Here is a 16123-nt window from a genome sequence, read left to right as displayed (position 1 = left end):
TTGCGCCGGCTGGCGAAGGCGCTGGCCGGCATCGTCGGAGCGCTCGTCCTTGCCGTGATCCTCACGGCGCGGCCGGGCGACCCGGCCCTCTATCCGCCCGCGGAGGCGGCGCCGCAGGTGATCCACGTGGTCAGCCACGGCTGGCACAGCGGGATCGCGCTTCCAGTCGCGACGCTGACGGGGCCGGGGGCGGGGCCGGCGCTCCGCGACATCGCCGTGCGGTTCCGCGCCTACCCGACGCTCGAGTTCGGCTGGGGCGAGGCCCGGTTCTACGCGGCGACGCCGACGCTGGCGGAGTTCGACTGGCGGCTGGCGCTCGGCGCCCTGTTCACGCCCGGCGGCAGCGACGGCGTGATCCAGGTGGTCGGCCTCGACGCGAACCCACGCGCGAGCTTTCCGCACGCCGACATCCTGGCGATCCCGGTCTCGGCCGCCGGGCTGGAAAAGCTCCTCGCGCGGCTGGAAGCCGGCTTCGCGCTCGCCGGCGGCCATCCGGTCGACGTCGGCCCCGGCCTCTATGGGCCGAGCCTGTTCTACCGGGGCGCAGGCCGGTTCTCCTGGACCAACGTGTGCAACCACTGGACCGCCGGCCTCGTCAACGCGGCCGGCCTGCCCGTCGCGCCGGTGCTCGCGACGATGCCGCGCGGGCTCATCCTCGATCTCAAATGGCGCTCCGGCGCGACGGCGGTCCCGTGACGCTCGCGCCACGCTGCGCGCGCCGTCGTCGGCCCGGCGGCGTCCGGCCAACCTGTCGAAACGGTAATGCGCCCGTCACGGGCGGGTGAGGCGCCGGGCCTTAGGACAGGGTCATCGCCCGCCGAGCCGGCGGCGCCGAAGATGTCCCCGGAGACTTGTCGCATGTCCGTTCCGCAGACCCGCACCACCGCCCGCACCAGCCGCCGGGCCCTGGCCTCGGTCGCCGCCGCCGCCCTCATCGCGGGCGGCGCCCTCGGCAGCGGCTATCTGCCGGCCGCTACGCCGGCCCTCGCCCAGGCGCTGCCGCAATCCCCGATCGCCGCGCCGGAGCACCCGCCGGGCTCGTTCGCCAACATCGTCGACAAGGTGAAGCCGGGCGTCGTCTCGGTGAAGGTGAAGCTCGATGACTCCGCTTCCAGCGACGACGAGGACGGCCCGAGCGGCCAGCAGGGCCAGAACCTGCAGAACGTGCCGCCGCAGCTGCGCGAGTTCTTCAAGCGCTTCGGCCAGAATGGCCCGAACAGTGGACCGCCCGGCATGCAGCCGCAGCACCAGGGCCCGCGCGGCGCCGTCGGCTCCGGCTTCATCATCTCCGCCGACGGCTACGTCGTGACCAACAACCACGTCGTCGACCACGCCAAGACCGTGCAGGTGACGCTCGACGACGGCCGGACGCTGGACGCCAAGGTGATCGGCAAGGATTCCAAGACCGACATCGCGCTCCTGAAGATCAAGGATTCCGGCAGCTACCCCTACGTCCAGTTCGGCAAGGCGGCCCCGCGGGTCGGCGACTGGGTGGTGGCGATCGGCAACCCGTTCGGCCTCGGCGGCACGGTGACCGCCGGCATCGTCTCGGCCCGCGGCCGCGACATCGGCGCCGGCCCGTACGACGACTTCCTGCAGATCGACGCGCCGATCAACAAGGGCAATTCCGGCGGCCCGACCTTCAACGTCAACGGCGAGGTCGTGGGCGTGAACACCGCCATCGCCTCGCCGTCGGGCGGCAGCGTCGGCCTCGCCTTCGCCATCCCCGCCGAGACCGTGCAGGCGGTGGTCGATCAGCTCAAGACCGACGGCAAGGTCGCCCGCGGCTATCTCGGCGTGCAGGTCCAGCCGGTGACGCAGGACATCGCCGAGGGGCTCGGCATGGCCAAGCCGAAGGGCGCCCTGATCGATCACGCCGAGGACGGCACACCGGCGGCCAAGGCCGGCCTCAAGTCCGGCGACGTGATCGAGTCGGTCAACGGCAACCCGATCAACGACGCCAAGGAGCTGTCCCGCAAGATCGCGGGGCTGAAGCCCGGCGCCAAGGTTGAGATCGCCTATCTCCGCGGCGGCAAGTCCGACAACGCGACGATCACGCTGGGCGCGCTCCCGACCGACGGGTCGAAGGTGGCCTCCTCGGACACCGGCATGGCCGGCGGCCAGCCGCGGCTCGGGCTGAGCCTGGCGCCGGCGGCGGAGGTCGGCCTGTCCGATAGCGGCGTCGCGGTGGTCCAGGTCGATCCGGACGGTCCGGCCGCCGCCAAGGGCATCGAGCAGGGCGACGTCATCCTCGACGTGGCCGGCAAGAGCGTGACCCGCCCCTCGGAGGTCGCCGAGCAGATCCGCACGGCCGAATCCAGCGGGCGCAAGGCGGTGCTGATGCGGGTGAAGAGCAGCAAGGGCGTGACCCGCTTCGTCGCGATCTCGCTGACCAAGAACGACGGCTGATCCGACACGCGCGCCGGGGCCTCGCCCCCGGCGATCCCGATCGACCCACGCACGGCATCGGCAGGACGCGGACGCGTTTGGCCGGTGCCGTCTCGTCGTGACCGCTCGCTCGCGCCGATGGAACGGATCTTGAACCGGATCGGCCGGGGCCTGCTTCGGAATCCGTTTCCGGGCGCGCTATAGTCGGCTCCGCGAACTCCACGGGATCCGCGACCGGATGGCGAGCGTCGACCTAAACTCCGATCTCGGCGAGGGCTTCGGCGCCTATGCCTGCGGCGACGACGCGGCGATGCTCGCCATCGTCACCTCGGCCAACGTCGCCTGCGGGATGCATGCGGGCGACCCGGAGATCATGGCCGAGACCTTCGCGCGGGCGAAGGCGAACGGCGTCGCCGTGGGTGCCCATCCGGGCTTTCCCGACCTCTGGGGGTTCGGGCGGCGGCGGATGCCGTTCACCGCGCCCGAGATCGAGCGCCTCGTCGCCTATCAGATCGGCGCCGCCGAGGCGCTCGCGGCCTATGCCGGCCATCGCATCGCCTACGTGAAGGCGCACGGGGCGCTCGCCAACCTCGCAGCCGCCGAGCGCGACGTCGCCGACGCGATCGCCCGGGCCGTGCACGCGGTCGACCGCGACTTGGCGCTGCTCGCCATCGCGCTGACGGCGCAGGTGCCGGCCGGCGAGGCGGCGGGCCTCGAGGTCCACCAGGAGATCTTCGCCGACCGGGGCTACGCCGAGGACGGCCAGCTGATCGCCCGCGGCCGGCCCGGGGCGATGATCGACGGCGCGGAGGAGGCCGCCGGCCGCGTCCTCGCCATGGTGGAGGCCGGCGCGATCGTCACCGCGCAGGGCACCCGCCTGCCGACGCCAATCCGCTCGGTCTGCGTCCACGGCGATTCCGCGCACGCGGTCGCCACCGCCCGGGCGGTGCGCGACCGGCTCGAGGGCGCCGGCATCCGCCTCGCCCCGTTCCGGGCCTGAAGAGGTGGGACCGCCTCCGCGCCTGCTCGATGCCGGGGAGGCGGCGCTCGTCGCCGAGTTCGGCAGCGCGGTCGATCCGGCGATCAACGACCGGGTGCTGGCGCTCGACGACGCCCTGCGCGCCGACCCGCCCGCCGGCCTCCGCGAGACCGTGCCGACCTACCGCTCGCTGATGATGCACTACGATCCGCTCGTGCTCGATCGCGCGGCGCTCGCTGCGCGGGTCGTCGCGCTCGCGGACGCTGCCGGTGCGGGCCGAGCCGCGCCGACGCTCTGGACGCTGCCCTGCTGCTATGCCGAGACCAGCGCGGGCGAGCCCTGTGGCGAGGACGTCGCCGCCATCGCCGAGCGCACCGGCCTTTCCGCGGCGCGGGTGGCAGGCCTGCATGCGGGGGCGACCTACCGGGTCTACATGTACGGGTTCGCGCCGGGCTTCGCCTATCTCGGCGGCCTGCCGAGGGAACTGGCGGTGCCGCGCCGGGCAAAGCCCCGTTCGCCGCATCCGGCCAACGCGCTCCTCGTCGGCGGAGGGCTCGCCGCAATCGGCACCGTGCCGATGCCGACCGGTTGGTACGTGATCGCGCGGACCCCGGCCCGGCTCTACGCGCCCGAGCGCGACGAGACCTTCCCGGTCGCCGCCGGCGACCGCATCCGCTTCGCGCCGGTGGACGCCGCGACCTTTTCGGCCCTGGAGCGGCGCGCCGCAGCCGGCGAGGTCGTGGCCCGGCGCGAGGCCTATGCCGGGGACCCGGCGCCGTGAGCCCGCGCCTCGCGATCCTCGCCGCCGGGCCGAGCGTGACGCTGCAGGATGCCGGGCGCCACGGATACCTGCGCTACGGCATCACCTCTGCCGGGCCGATGGACGCGCTCGCCTTCGACACCGCCAACCGCGCCGCCGGCAACCCGCCCGGCGCCACGGCGATTGAGGTCTCGGCCGGCGGCATCACCGTCGCGGCGAAGGGCGGCCCGCTCGGCCTCGTCCTGGCGAGCACGGGCTTCCGCATCGCCCTCGACGGCCAGGCGCTGCCGGCCGCCGTCGCGCTGACGCTGGAGCCCGGCCGGACGCTCGCGGTGCGGGCGGGCTCGGCCGCGTCATGGTGCTACCTCGCGGTGTGCGGACGCATCGCCGTCGCGCCGGTGCTCGGCTCGACCGCGACCCACACCCGGTCCGGCCTCGGCGGCCTCGATGGCCGCGCGCTCGCGGCCGGCGACAGCCTCGCGATCGACGCGGCGCGCGCCGGCGCCGGCGATCCGCAGGCCCTGGTCGCGCCCTGGCTCGACCGGCCGGCCGACACGATCCGCGTCGTGCTCGGGCCGCAGGACGACGCCTTCGCGGCGGACCAGATCGCGGCGTTCCTCGACGGCCCGTGGACGGTCGCCGGGCGCGGCGACCGCATGGCCTGCTTCCTCGACGGCCCGCGCCTGACCCATGCGCGCGGCCACGACATCGTCTCCGACGGCATCGCCATGGGCGCGATCCAGGTGCCGGGCGAGGGGCTGCCGATCGTGCTGATGGCCGACCGGCAATCGACCGGCGGCTACCCGAAGATTGCCACGGTGATCGGCCCCGACCTCGGGCGGCTCGCCCAGGCCCAGGCCGGCACCCGGCTGCGCTTCGCCGCGGTCTCGATCGCGGACGCCGTCGCGGCCCGCAGGGCGGAGGCCGCGTGCCTCGCGCCCGAGATCCGGGTGGAGCCGGTGGTCCGCACCGCATTCCCGTCCGAGCTGCTGCTCGGGCTGAATCTCGTAGATGGCGTCGTCGACGCACGCCGCTGATCGCGCAGGCGGTTGGACGAAGACTTGCTTGGGCGCAGCCGCATGGATCTCGATACGATCAGCTCGGTCCTCACCCCGCGGGAGCCCGGCTCGCTGCCGGGCTGGCGCGCGGGCGACGCGTGGCTCGCCGGCGGCACCTGGCTGTTCTCGGAGCCGCAGCCGCATCTCGCGCGGCTGATCGACCTCACCGCCCTGGCGCTTCCGCCGAGCGCGGCGACCGAAGCGGGCTTGATCCTGTCGGCGACCTGCACGATCGCCGAGCTGGACCGGATCGAGCTGCCGCCCGCCTGGATCGCCGCGCCGCTCGTTGGGCAGAGCTGCCGGGCGCTGCTCGGCTCGTTCAAGATCTGGAACCGGGCGACCGTGGGCGGCAACCTCTGCCTCGCGCTGCCCGCCGGGCCGATGATCGCGCTCGCCGTGGCGCTCGACGGCGTCTGCACCATCCGCACCGGCGCGGGCGGCGAGCGCCGGATGGCGGTGGCCGAGTTCGTGCTCGGGCCGCAGGCGACCGCGCTCGCCCCGGACGAGGTCCTGCTGCGCCTCGACATGCCGGCCTCGGCCCTCAAGCGGCGCGCGGCCTTCCGCCGGATCTCGCTGAGCCCGAACGGCCGCTCCGGCGCCCTGCTGATCGGCACGCGGGACGCCGACGGCACGCGCGTCGTCACCGTCACGGCCTCGACCCGCCGCCCGGTGCGCCTCGTCTTCCCGGCGCCGCCGAGCGCCCGCGACCTCGCCGACGCGATCGCAACGCGGATCGACGACGCGCTCTGGTACGACGACGTGCACGGCGCGCCGGATTGGCGCCACCACGTCACCGGCCTCCTCGCCGAGGAGATCCGGGCCGAGCTCAGCGAGGGCGCATGAGGATCGTCGTCAACGGCCATGCCGAGGAGGTGGCGCCGCGTCCCGGCCAGTGCCTGCGCACGCTGCTGCGCGAGCAGGGCTGGTTCGGCGTCAAGAAGGGGTGCGACGCCGGCGATTGCGGCGCCTGCACGGTCCACCTCGACGGCGAGCCGATCCACAGCTGCCTGCTGCCGGCGTTCCGGGCCGAGGGGCGCAGCGTCACCACCATCGAGGGGCTGTCCGGCCCGTGCCGGCCGGGGCAGGGGGTGCCGGACCGGGCGCCGGATCGGGCGCCGGACCCGCTGCACCCGATGCAGGCGGCCTTCGTCGCGGCCCAGGGCTTTCAGTGCGGCTTCTGCACGCCCGGGATGATCATGACGGCGGCGTCCCTCGACCAGGGCCAGAAGCGCGACCTCGGCGCGGCGCTGAAGGGCAATCTCTGCCGCTGCACCGGCTACCGCGCCATCCGCGACGCCATCGCCGGCATCGCCTCGGCCGAGGCGGCGACCGCGAGCGACCCGATCGGGCGCAGCGTGCCGGCGCCCGCGGCGCCGGACATCGTGTCGGGCCGCGCCGGCTACACCTTCGACCTCGCCATGCCGGGCCTGCTGCACATGCGGGTGCTGCGCTCCGAGCACCCGCACGCGCGGATCGTCGCGATCGATCGCGCGGCGTCCCTAGCGCTCCCGGGCGTCGTCGCGGTGCTCACCCATGCGGACGTGCCGAACCTGCGCTTCTCCACCGGCCGGCACGAGAACCCGGCCGACGACGCGCCCGACACCCGCGTGCTCGACGACACCGTCCGCTTCGTCGGCCAGCGCGTCGCCGCGGTGGTCGCCGAGACGGAAGTCGCGGCCGAGGCCGGCGTGCGGGCGCTCGCTGTCGCCTACGAGCCGTTGCCGGCGGTGTTCGACCCGGAGGATGCGATGCGGCCCGACGCGCCGCGCGTCCACGGCGGGGTCGTGTCGGGGGCGGACGCGCCGCCGCAGGCGTTCCGCGCGAACCTCGCGGCCGAGGCGCACGGCCTGGTCGGTGACGTCGAGGCGGGTTTTGCCGAGGCGCACCGCATCCACGAGGGCACCTATCTCTCGCAGCGGGTGCAGCACGCCCATCTCGAGACCCACGGCGCGATCGGCTGGCGGGACGCGGACGGCCGCCTCGTGATCCGCTCCTCGACGCAGGTGCCGTTCCTGACCCGCGACGCGCTCTGCACGCTGTTCGGCCTCGACCGATCGCAGGTGCGGGTGATGGCGGCCCGCGTCGGCGGCGGTTTCGGCGGAAAGCAGGAGATGCTCACCGAGGACCTCGTCGCGCTGGCGGTGCTCCGCACCGGGCGCCCGGTGAAGTGGGAGCTCACCCGCCAGGAGCAGTTCACCGCCACCACCACCCGCCATCCGATGCGGGTCCGGGTGAAGCTCGGCGCGCGGGCCGACGGCACGCTCACCGCGATCCAGCTCGACGTCGTCTCGAACACCGGGGCCTACGGCAACCATGCCGGCGGCGTGCTCCACCACGGCACCAACGAGGTGATCGGCGCCTATCGCTGCCCGAACAAGCGCGTCGACGGCTACGCCGTCTACACCCACACCCTGCCGGCCGGCGCCTTCCGCGGCTACGGCCTCAGCCAGACGATCTTCGCCGTCGAATCGGCGATGGACGAGCTCGCCCGCGACCTCGGCCTCGACCCTTACGCGATGCGCCGCCGCAACGCGGTGCGGCCCGGCGACCCGATGGTCTCGACCAGCCTGGAGCCGCACGACGTCGAATACGGCAGCTACGGCCTCGACCAGTGCCTCGACCTCGCCGAGCGCGCGATGGCGGCCCCCGGCGGCGACCCGGCTGGGGAGGGCTGGCGTGTCGGCGAGGGCATGGCGATGGCGATGATCGACACGATCCCCCCGCGCGGGCATTTTTCGGACGCGCGCATCCGCCTTTCCCTGTCCGGGCCACCCGATCGCGGGTCCCTTCTTCCAGGGGGAGCGGGACAGGGTGAGGGGCGTGGCCTCTCCGGAGAGTTCTCATCCCTCACCCCAGCCCTCTCCCGCACGGGAGAGGGGGTCCGTCGGGCTGATGGCGACCCTTCCGACGGCGCCGTCTACGAGCTTCTCGTCGGCACCGCGGAGTTCGGCAACGGCACCACCACCGTGCATGCGCAGATCGCGGCGGCCGCCCTCGGCACCGCGCCGGACCGCATCCGCATCCGCGCCTCCGACACCGACGCGGTCGGCCACGACACCGGCGCCTACGGCAGCACCGGCATCGTCGTGGCGGGTCGCGCGACACTGAACGCGGCGGAGGCGCTCGCCCGCGCGATCCTGACCCGGGCGGCGGCGCAGGCGGGCGCCGCGGCCGCCGACTGCCGCCTCGAAGCCGACCACGTGATCGTTCCGGGGGGCCGCATCGCGTTGGCCGACCTCATCGCCGAGGGTCCGCTCGAAGCGGAAGGCCGGGCCGACGGCTCGCCGCGCTCGGTCGCCTTCAACGTCCAGGCGTTCCGGGTCGCCGTGCATCCGGGGACCGGCGAGGTCCGGATCCTGCGCAGCGTCCACGCGGCCGATGCAGGCCACGTGATCAACCCGATGCAGTGCCGCGGGCAGGTCGAGGGCGGCGTCGCGCAGGCCCTCGGCGCGGCGCTGTACGAGGACGTGCGTCTCGACGAGGCCGGCCGCGTGATCACCCAGACGTTCCGGAACTACCACATCCCGGCCTGCGCCGACGTGCCGGCGACCGAGGTGCTGTTCGCTGACACCCATGACAGCATCGGCCCGCTCGGCGCGAAATCGATGAGCGAGAGCCCGTTCAACCCGGTCGCCCCGGCGCTCGCCAACGCGATCCGCGACGCGACCGGCGCGCGGCTCACCGCGACGCCGTTCGCGCCGGACCGGATTTTTCGGGATGTCGGGGCGGCCTGACCTTCAGCCCGGCACGATGCTCCGATCGAGCACGCGGCCCTGGCCCGGCACGGACAGCACCCGGCCCTCCTCGGCGACGACCTGCCCGCGCGCGATCGTCATCACTGGCCAGCCGGTCACCGAAAACCCCTCCCAGGGGGTGTAGTCGGCGCCGTGATGGAGCGCCACCTGCGTGATCGTCTCGCGGCGGTTCGGGTCCCACAGGGTCAGGTCGGCGTCGAAGCCGGGGCCGATCGAGCCTTTCTTCGGATACAGGCCGTAGAGCTTGGCGTGGTTCGTCGCGGTGAGCGCGGCGAACTGGTTCAGCGAGATCCGCCCCTTCGACACGCCCTCGGAGAAGAGCACCGGCAGCCGGGTCTCGATGCCGGGGATGCCGTTCGGGATCCAGCGGAAGGAGGTTCTTGCGCGCGGGTTGAGCTTGCCCTGGGGGTCGTCGTAGCGGAACGGGCAATGGTCGGAGGAGACCACGTCGAAGATCCCGCGCTGCAGGCCGGACCAGATCGCCGCCTGGCTCGCGGCATCCCGCGGCGGCGGCGAGCAGACGTACTTCGCGCCCGACATCGGGTCGTCGCCGATCCCCTTCATGTCGTCGGCCGTCAGCGTCAGGTATTGCGGGCAGGTCTCGGCATGGATCTTCAGGCCGCGCCCCTGCGCCCACGCGATCTGCTCCATCGCCTGCTCGCCCGAGACGTGGACGATGACGATCGGCAGGTCGACCAGCTCGGCATGGCTGATCGCCCGATGCGCCGCCTCGCGCTCGACCGGTTGCGGCCGCGACAGCGCATGGCCGAAGGGCCGGGTCTCCCCGGCCTTCTCCAGGCGCTCGCCGAGGTAGCGGATCGCGTCGTAGCCCTCGGCATGGACCATCACGCGGGCGCCCTCGCGCCGGGCGACGTCGAACACGTCGAGGATCTGCCGGTCGTTCAGGACCAAGTCGTCGTACGTCATGAAGACCTTGAACGAGGTGTAGCCGGCGGCGATCAGCGCCGGCAGCTCCTGCCCGAGCACCGCCTCGGTCGGGTCCGAGACGATCAGGTGGATCGCCGCGTCGACGTGGCATTGCCCCTCGGCCAGACCGCGATAGGCCTCGGCCGCCGCGCGCAGGGAGCCGCCGCGCGGCTGCAACGCGAACGGCATCACGCAGGTGTTGCCGCCGGCGGCGGCCGCCCGCGTCGCCGAGGCGAAGTCGTCGGCCATGACGATGCCGGGCCCCGAGGGTTGCGCGATGTGGACGTGGCTGTCGATGCCGCCCGGCAGCACCAGCAGCCCGGACGCGTCGATGGTCCGGGCCGCGTCCGCCACCCGCTCGGCCACCGCGACGATGCGGCCGTCGCGGATGCCGATCTCGGCACGCAGCGTGTCGGCGGCGGTGACGACGGTGCCGCCGCGGATCGCGAGATCGAAGTCGGGCATGGTTTCGCCGCCTCTCGGGTGGAACCTCGGTCCTGTCCACCGGTCCGGCCGCCCTGGCACGATGCGTGCCCGGATCGCCTCCATCCGCCCGCGAGAGTGCCCGACCCGATGTCCCCAGCGCCGCTCAACCGCTTCTCCGTCGCGCCGCTCGCGCAGATGACGCGCCGCCTCGCCGACGTGGCGTCGGGCCGGGTCGAGCCGGACCTCGTGATCGCCGGCGCGCGGGTGCTCTCGACTTATTCCGACCGCATCCTGCCCGAGCGCGAGGTCTGGATCGCGGGCGGCCGGATCGCCGCGGTGAAGCCCGCCGGCAGCCATCGCGGCGGCGCGGCGCGGTTCGATGCGGGCGGCGGGCTGATCGCGCCGGGCCTCGTCGACCCGCATCTGCACATCGAAAGCAGCATGATCACCGCCTGCGCCTACGCCGAGGCGGCACTTCTGAACGGCACGACGACGATCGTCTGCGACAGCCACGAGATCGGCAACGTGCTCGATGCCGACGGCGTCGCCTGGATGCTGGAGGATGCCCGCGCGGCGGCGCTCAACATCTACCTCACCGTGCCGAGCACGGTGCCGGCGACGACGCCGGAGCTGGAGACCGCCGGCGGCGACCTCACCGCCGAGAAGATCGCCGCCCTGTTCGACGCCTGGCCCGAGGCCTTGGGCCTGGGCGAAAAGATGGATTTCGTCGCGGTCGCCGAGGGCGATCCCCGCGCCCACGCGATCATCGCGGCTTCGCTGTCGCGCGGGCGCCCGGTCTCGGGCCACATCTACGGCCGCGACTTCGTCGCCGCCTACGCCGCGTCCGGCGTCACCGACACCCACGAGGCGATCGACCGCGACATCGCCGACGACCTGCTCGACGCCGGCATCTGGATCTTCCTGCGCGGCGGGCCGCCGACGACGCCGTGGCACTCGCTGCCGAAGGCGATCGGCACGGTGGTCGATTACGGCGCCGCCTGGAAGCGAGTCTGCTGCTGCACCGACGACCGCGACGCCGAGGACCTCCTCGCATACGGGCTCGACTGGGTGGTGCGCGAAGCGGTGCGGATGGGCATCCCGAAGCCGGCGGCCTGGTCGATGGGCTCGCTGCACCCCGCGACGCGCTACGGCCTCGACGGGGAGGTCGGCGGCCTCGGCGGCGGCCGGCGGGCCGACCTCGTGCTGCTCGACGACGACCTCGTGCCGCAATCGACCTGGTACGGCGGCGAGCTGGTGGTCGAGAACCGCACGATCACGCCGCGCCTCGACGCGGCCCTGTCGCGCCCCTACCGCTACCCGGCGCGCGCCTACGCCACCGTCCACCTGCCGGTGCCGGTGCCGTCGCTGATCCCGACGCTGCCGGAAGCCCCCTGCACCGTCAACGCGATCCGCACGACGCTGCCCGGCATCGAGCTCGTCCACGAGCGCGTGGCCCTGACGCCTTCCGCGGACTGGCCGACGACGCTCGCCGAGAACGATCTGTGCCACGTCGCCGTGGTGGAGCGGCATGGGCTCGGTGGCCACGCCGCGCACGGGCTGCTGCGCGCCTTCGGGCTGAAGCGCGGCGCGGTGGCGAGCAGCGTCGGCCACGATTCGCACAACCTCATCGTCGCCGGGCTGAACGAGGCCGACATGCGGGTCGCGGTCGACGCCGTCGCGGCGCATCAGGGCGGGGTCTGCGTGGTCGAGGACGGCGCGGTCGTCGCGATGGTGCCGCTGCCGGTGGCGGGCCTGCTCTCGGACAAGCGCGTCGGCGCGGTCGCCGAGGAGGTCCGCGCCCTGAAGGTCGCCTGGGAGCGGGCCGGCTGCACCATCCCCTACATGGGCTTCAACCTGATCCCGCTCTCGGTGATCCCGCAGATCCGCATCACCGACAGGGGCCTGGTGCTGGTGCCGGAGATGCGCCAGGTGCCGCTGTTCGAGCCGGCCTCGGAGAGTTTCCGCCCAATCAGAGCAGGAAGTCGAGCAGCGTCCGGTTGAAGGCTTCCGCCCGCGTGACGCTGTGGGCATGGCCGCCCTCGGCCACGAGGTCGAGGCGGGCCTTGGCGAGGCCGGCGGCGAGGCGTTCGGGGGCGGTGTACGGCACCAGCACGTCGTCGCGGGCGGCCATCACCAGGGTCTCGTGCGGGATCGCGCCGAGCCGCCCGGCCAGGGTGAAGCGCTCCAGCGCAACGATCCGCGCGAGCACCGTCTCGGGCCCGGGGAAATGCGCCAGTGCATGCGCCTCGTCCGCCGCCACCCGCGCGGCATTCTCGGACAGCCACGGGGCGGGATAGAGGAAGATCGCCTGCGCGCGGACGAAGGCCTCGGGGCCGGCATGGTTCAGGAGCGCCTTGCGGGCGGAAAAGCACCGCAGCGTCGCGGAATCGATCGCGTCCCAGCCGTTGATCACGACGATGCGCCCGACGCGCGTCGGGTGGTTGAGCGCCAATTGCAGCGCGATCAGCCCGCCGAGCGCGTGCCCGACGACGTCCGCCCTCGCGGTGCCGGTGGCGTCGAGGACCGACAGCGCGTCCTCCGCCATCGCCGCGATGTCGTGGCCGGGCTCGAGCGGGCCCTTCGAGCGGCCGGTGCCGCGATGGTCGTAGGTCAGGACGCGGAAGTGCGGAACCAGCGCGGGCATCTGCGGCGCGAAGTAGCCCGCCATCCCGCCGAGCCCCGGCGAGAGCAGGACGGTCCGCGCGCCGTTGCCGGCGACGTCGTGATGGAACGGCATCAGACCGAGGTGTCGACGGCGAGCGCGCCGACCGGCCTGCCGACATGCGCCACAGAGGCGATCTCGACCAGCGCGTCCGGCTTCACCAGCCCGCACTGGATGCAGTAGCGCGCCGGCTTCTCGCCGGGGAAGTATTCGGCATAGACCGCGTTGATCGCCGCGTAGTCGGCCCAGTCCTTCAGGAAGACGTGGTTGAAGGTCACGTCGTCCATGGTCCCGCCGGCGGCCGCGACGACGCCCTTGATCGTCTCGAGCACGTGGCGGGTCTGGGCCGAGGCGTTTCCCACATGGACGACGTTGGCGTCGGCGTCGAGCGGCAGCGTGCCCGAGACGTAGAGCACGCCGTCGGCCAGGGTTCCGGGCACGTAGGGCGCCAGCGGCTTGCCGGTGCCGGGCGGGATCACGACGGTCTTGGGCATTGTGTTCGGGACTTTGCGTTGGCGATCACTCGGCAGCTTCGGTGCGACGCGGCTCGGCACAGAGGGCCCTCTCGAAGGCCGCCACGTCCGAGACCCAGCCGAAGAACGTCTCGATGTTGAGGAGCGCGCCCTCCTGCAGGCTCGGCGGGCCGGCCTGGTGGGTGGCGTCGGCCAGCACGATGCCGAAATATTCGAGGAAGAACCCGTCGCGCAGGGTCGATTCCACGCAGACGTTGGTGGCGATTCCGGTGAAGACCAGGGTGCGGATGCCGCGCGCCCGCAGGGTGCTGTCGAGCGCCGTGTTGTAGAAGCCGCTGTAGCGCGGCTTGCCCATGACGATGTCGCCGGGCTGCGGCTTCAGCGCGTCGACGAGGTCGTAGTCCCAGGTGCCGCGGGTCAGCAGCCGGCTGTTCAGCCCCGGCTGCCGGCGCATGGTCTTCAGCGCGTTGGACTTGTGCCAGTTCGGCGAGCCCGGCCCCCCTGCCTCGACGTAGTCGGCGTCCCATCCGTTCTGGAACCACAGCACGACGATGCCGGCCGCCCGCGCGGCCGCGACGGCGGCGGCGATGCGGCCGATCACCGGCCCGGTCTGCGACACGTCGAAGCCGGCCAGATCGAGGTAGCCGCCCTTCGTCGCGTAGGCGTTCTGCATGTCGACGACGATGAGCGCGGTGGCCTCGGGCGCGAAGGCGATCGGCTCGGGCCGCGCGGGCAGCGTCACGCCGCCGAAGCGGCCGGCGGCGTCGCGGTATCCGGCGGGCGCCTCCATCACGCGACCTCGGAGAGCGGCGCCGCAGCCGCGGCGACGTGCCGGCGGGTCTGCATCAGCGGCTGGATCTTCTGCCCGAAATCGTCGAGCCCCTTCAGGAAATCGTCGAACACCAGCAGCACCCCGCCGGTGCCGGGCACGGTCATCACCGCGTCGAGCATCCGCGCCACGCTCTCGAACGAGCCGACGAGGGTGCCCATGTTGATGTTCACCGCCGAGGTCGGGTCGGCCATCTGGCGCACGTTGGTGTCGGCGCCGGACTTCGTGTCGGCCGCGCCCTGCACGCCGAGCCAGGCGATCGCCTCCTGGTCCGCGCCCGCTTTGTAGTGCTCCCACTTGGCGTGAGCGGCGGCGTCGGTCTCGTCGGAGATCACCATGAACAGCACGTAGGAGGAGACGTCGCGGCCGGTCTTCGCCTTGGCGGCCTCGAGGCGCGCAACCGTCGGCGCGAAGGCGGTAGGGGTGTTCACGCCCTTGCCGAAGCAGAAATTGTAGTCGGCGTAGGTGGCGGTGAAGGCCATGCCGGCCTCGCTCTGGCCGGCGCAGATCACCTTCATCGCACCTCGCGGCCGCGGGCTCAGGCGGCAATCGTCCATCTGGAAGTATTGGCCCTTGAGGTCGCTGCGCCCGGTCTCCCAGAGCTCGCGCAGGATCTGCGCGTATTCCGAGAGGTACCGGTACCGGTCGGCGAAGAAGGCGTCGCCGGGCCAGAGGCCCATCTGCGAATATTCCGGCTTCTGCCAGCCCGTGATCAGGTTGAGGCCGAAGCGTCCCTCGGAGATCGAGTCGATCGTCGCGGCCATCCGCGCCGTGATTGCGGGCGGGAAGCACAGGGTCGGCGCCGTGGCGTAGAGCTTGATCCGCGAGGTGACGGCGGCGAGCCCGGCCATCAGCGTGAACGATTCGAGGTTGTGGTCCCAGAACTCGGTCTTGCCGCCGAAGCCGCGCAGCTTGATCATCGACAGGGCGAAGTCGAGGCCGTAGCCCTCGGCCTTCAACGTCACCGCCTTGTTGAGGGCGAAGCTCGGCTTGTATTGCGGCGCGTTCTCGGAGAGCAACCAGCCGTTGTTGCCGATCGGGATGAAGACCCCGACATTCATCGCTGCGGCGGGTTCGTCCATCGGCCACCTCTTCCGAACGCGACCCGACCCGCTCGCGGCGGGCCCGAGACGGGGAACGGTAACCGCTCGAACCAGCCCGTCAAATCGCGGACGCGGCTCTGCACAAAATCTCCGCGGGTTGCTCAGGCGATGCGCGCGATCCGCCCAGACGGGAAGCGATCCCGGGTGCGGATCGAGCCGCCCGGATGCGCGAAACGCCGCCCGCGATCTGGTAGACCGGGCATCACGTGCCCTGCCCGATGGACGCCGCGATGCGCGAGACGCCTGCCCCGAACGCCGCCACCTCACTCCGCGCCGCCACGAACCGGGCGTCCTATCCGCGCCACGTCCCGATCGGCACGCGCTGGGCCGACAACGACGTCTACGGGCACGTCAACAACGTGGTCTACTACGCGTTCTTCGACACCGCGGTGAACGGCCTGCTGGTCGAGGCCGGCGTGCTCGACATCGCGCGATCCCCGGTGATCGGCCTCGTCGTCGAGACCGGCTGCCGCTACCACGCGCCGATCGCCTTCCCGGACGTTGTCACCGCCGGCGTGCGCGTCGCGCGGATCGGCCGGTCGAGCGTGCGCTACGAGATCGGGCTGTTCCGCGGCGACGCCGACGAGGCCGCGGCCGAGGGCTTCTTCGTGCACGTCTACGTCGACCGCGCCACCCGCCGGCCCGTCGCGTTGCCGGAGCCGCTGCGCACGATTCTGCAAGGGTGGACCAGCGCCGCGGAGCCGTCCCTGCCGTGACACCTCCGCCCCCCCTTGCTATGGCGCGGGGATGAGACACCGTCGCA

General features: G+C 72.9%; 14 protein-coding genes. 9 read left to right on the top strand and 5 right to left on the bottom strand.

The genetic code is table 11. The features are described 5' to 3' along the window. The 7 genes from MKK64_RS25135 to MKK64_RS25105 all read left to right on the top strand — a co-directional run bounded on the left by MKK64_RS25135 (nt 1) and on the right by MKK64_RS25105 (nt 8919). The gene (locus MKK64_RS25135; RefSeq protein WP_243938309.1) at nt 1-696 is read left to right on the top strand and encodes a DUF2459 domain-containing protein; all 696 of its coding nucleotides are present in this window, start codon (nt 1-3) and stop codon (nt 694-696) included. 162 nt (nt 697-858) lie between these two features. Beyond that, the gene (locus MKK64_RS25130; RefSeq protein ID WP_243938307.1) at nt 859-2409 is read left to right on the top strand and encodes a Do family serine endopeptidase; all 1551 of its coding nucleotides are present in this window, start codon (nt 859-861) and stop codon (nt 2407-2409) included. Between the two features lie 217 nt (nt 2410-2626). Further along, a complete protein-coding gene (locus MKK64_RS25125) occupies nt 2627-3388 on the top strand; it encodes a 5-oxoprolinase subunit PxpA (RefSeq protein ID WP_243938305.1) in 762 nt (253 codons plus the stop codon). 4 nt (nt 3389-3392) lie between these two features. Further along, complete coding sequence (locus tag MKK64_RS25120; protein WP_243937480.1) at nt 3393-4148, top strand: 5-oxoprolinase subunit B family protein; 756 nt, start codon at nt 3393-3395, stop codon at nt 4146-4148. Then, a complete protein-coding gene (locus MKK64_RS25115; protein WP_243938303.1) occupies nt 4145-5164 on the top strand; it encodes a biotin-dependent carboxyltransferase family protein in 1020 nt (339 codons plus the stop codon). The genes MKK64_RS25120 and MKK64_RS25115 overlap by 4 nt, the downstream gene beginning before the upstream one ends. A gap of 42 nt (nt 5165-5206) precedes the next feature. Beyond that, on the top strand, nt 5207-6028 hold the full coding sequence (locus tag MKK64_RS25110) for an FAD binding domain-containing protein (protein ID WP_243938301.1): 822 nt from the start codon (nt 5207-5209) through the stop codon (nt 6026-6028). Then, nucleotides 6025-8919 (top strand): molybdopterin-dependent oxidoreductase, encoded by a 2895-nt coding sequence (locus MKK64_RS25105; RefSeq protein ID WP_243938300.1) that lies wholly within the window; start codon nt 6025-6027, stop codon nt 8917-8919. The genes MKK64_RS25110 and MKK64_RS25105 overlap by 4 nt, the downstream gene beginning before the upstream one ends. A gap of 3 nt (nt 8920-8922) precedes the next feature. On the opposite strand, the gene hydA is transcribed toward MKK64_RS25105, so the two are convergent. Then, the gene (hydA, locus tag MKK64_RS25100; protein ID WP_243938298.1) at nt 8923-10332 is read right to left on the bottom strand and encodes a dihydropyrimidinase; all 1410 of its coding nucleotides are present in this window, start codon (nt 10330-10332) and stop codon (nt 8923-8925) included. A 108-nt stretch (nt 10333-10440) separates the two neighbouring features. Here hydA and MKK64_RS25095 point away from each other — a divergent pair, with 108 nt between their 5' ends. Next, the gene (locus tag MKK64_RS25095; RefSeq protein ID WP_243938296.1) at nt 10441-12294 is read left to right on the top strand and encodes an adenine deaminase C-terminal domain-containing protein; all 1854 of its coding nucleotides are present in this window, start codon (nt 10441-10443) and stop codon (nt 12292-12294) included. On the opposite strand, the gene rutD is transcribed toward MKK64_RS25095, so the two are convergent. The 4 genes from rutD to rutA are packed head-to-tail and all read right to left on the bottom strand — an operon-like array spanning nt 12263 to nt 15318. Continuing rightward, the gene (gene rutD, locus MKK64_RS25090; RefSeq protein ID WP_243938294.1) at nt 12263-13030 is read right to left on the bottom strand and encodes a pyrimidine utilization protein D; all 768 of its coding nucleotides are present in this window, start codon (nt 13028-13030) and stop codon (nt 12263-12265) included. The two genes, MKK64_RS25095 and rutD, sit on opposite strands and share 32 nt — an antisense overlap. Next, on the bottom strand, nt 13030-13449 hold the full coding sequence (gene rutC, locus MKK64_RS25085; RefSeq protein ID WP_243938292.1) for a pyrimidine utilization protein C: 420 nt from the start codon (nt 13447-13449) through the stop codon (nt 13030-13032). Before rutC ends, rutD begins: the two co-directional genes overlap by 1 nt. A 25-nt stretch (nt 13450-13474) precedes the next feature. Further along, nucleotides 13475-14218 (bottom strand): pyrimidine utilization protein B, encoded by a 744-nt coding sequence (gene rutB, locus MKK64_RS25080; RefSeq protein WP_147727584.1) that lies wholly within the window; start codon nt 14216-14218, stop codon nt 13475-13477. Then, nucleotides 14218-15318, bottom strand: coding sequence for a pyrimidine utilization protein A (rutA, locus tag MKK64_RS25075; RefSeq protein ID WP_243938329.1), 1101 nt, complete (start codon nt 15316-15318; stop codon nt 14218-14220). The genes rutB and rutA overlap by 1 nt, the downstream gene beginning before the upstream one ends. A 272-nt stretch (nt 15319-15590) precedes the next feature. Here rutA and MKK64_RS25070 point away from each other — a divergent pair, with 272 nt between their 5' ends. Continuing rightward, nucleotides 15591-16076, top strand: a complete 486-nt coding sequence (locus tag MKK64_RS25070; RefSeq protein WP_243938290.1) for an acyl-CoA thioesterase — start codon at nt 15591-15593, stop codon at nt 16074-16076. The last annotated feature ends 47 nt before the right edge of the window (nt 16077-16123 follow it).

Origin of the sequence: Methylobacterium sp. E-025, assembly GCF_022829705.1 — a bacterium.
GTDB lineage: Bacteria > Pseudomonadota > Alphaproteobacteria > Rhizobiales > Beijerinckiaceae > Methylobacterium.
The sequence above is the reverse complement of the archived record's forward strand: the minus strand, read 5'-3'. Positions and strand labels throughout refer to the sequence as shown.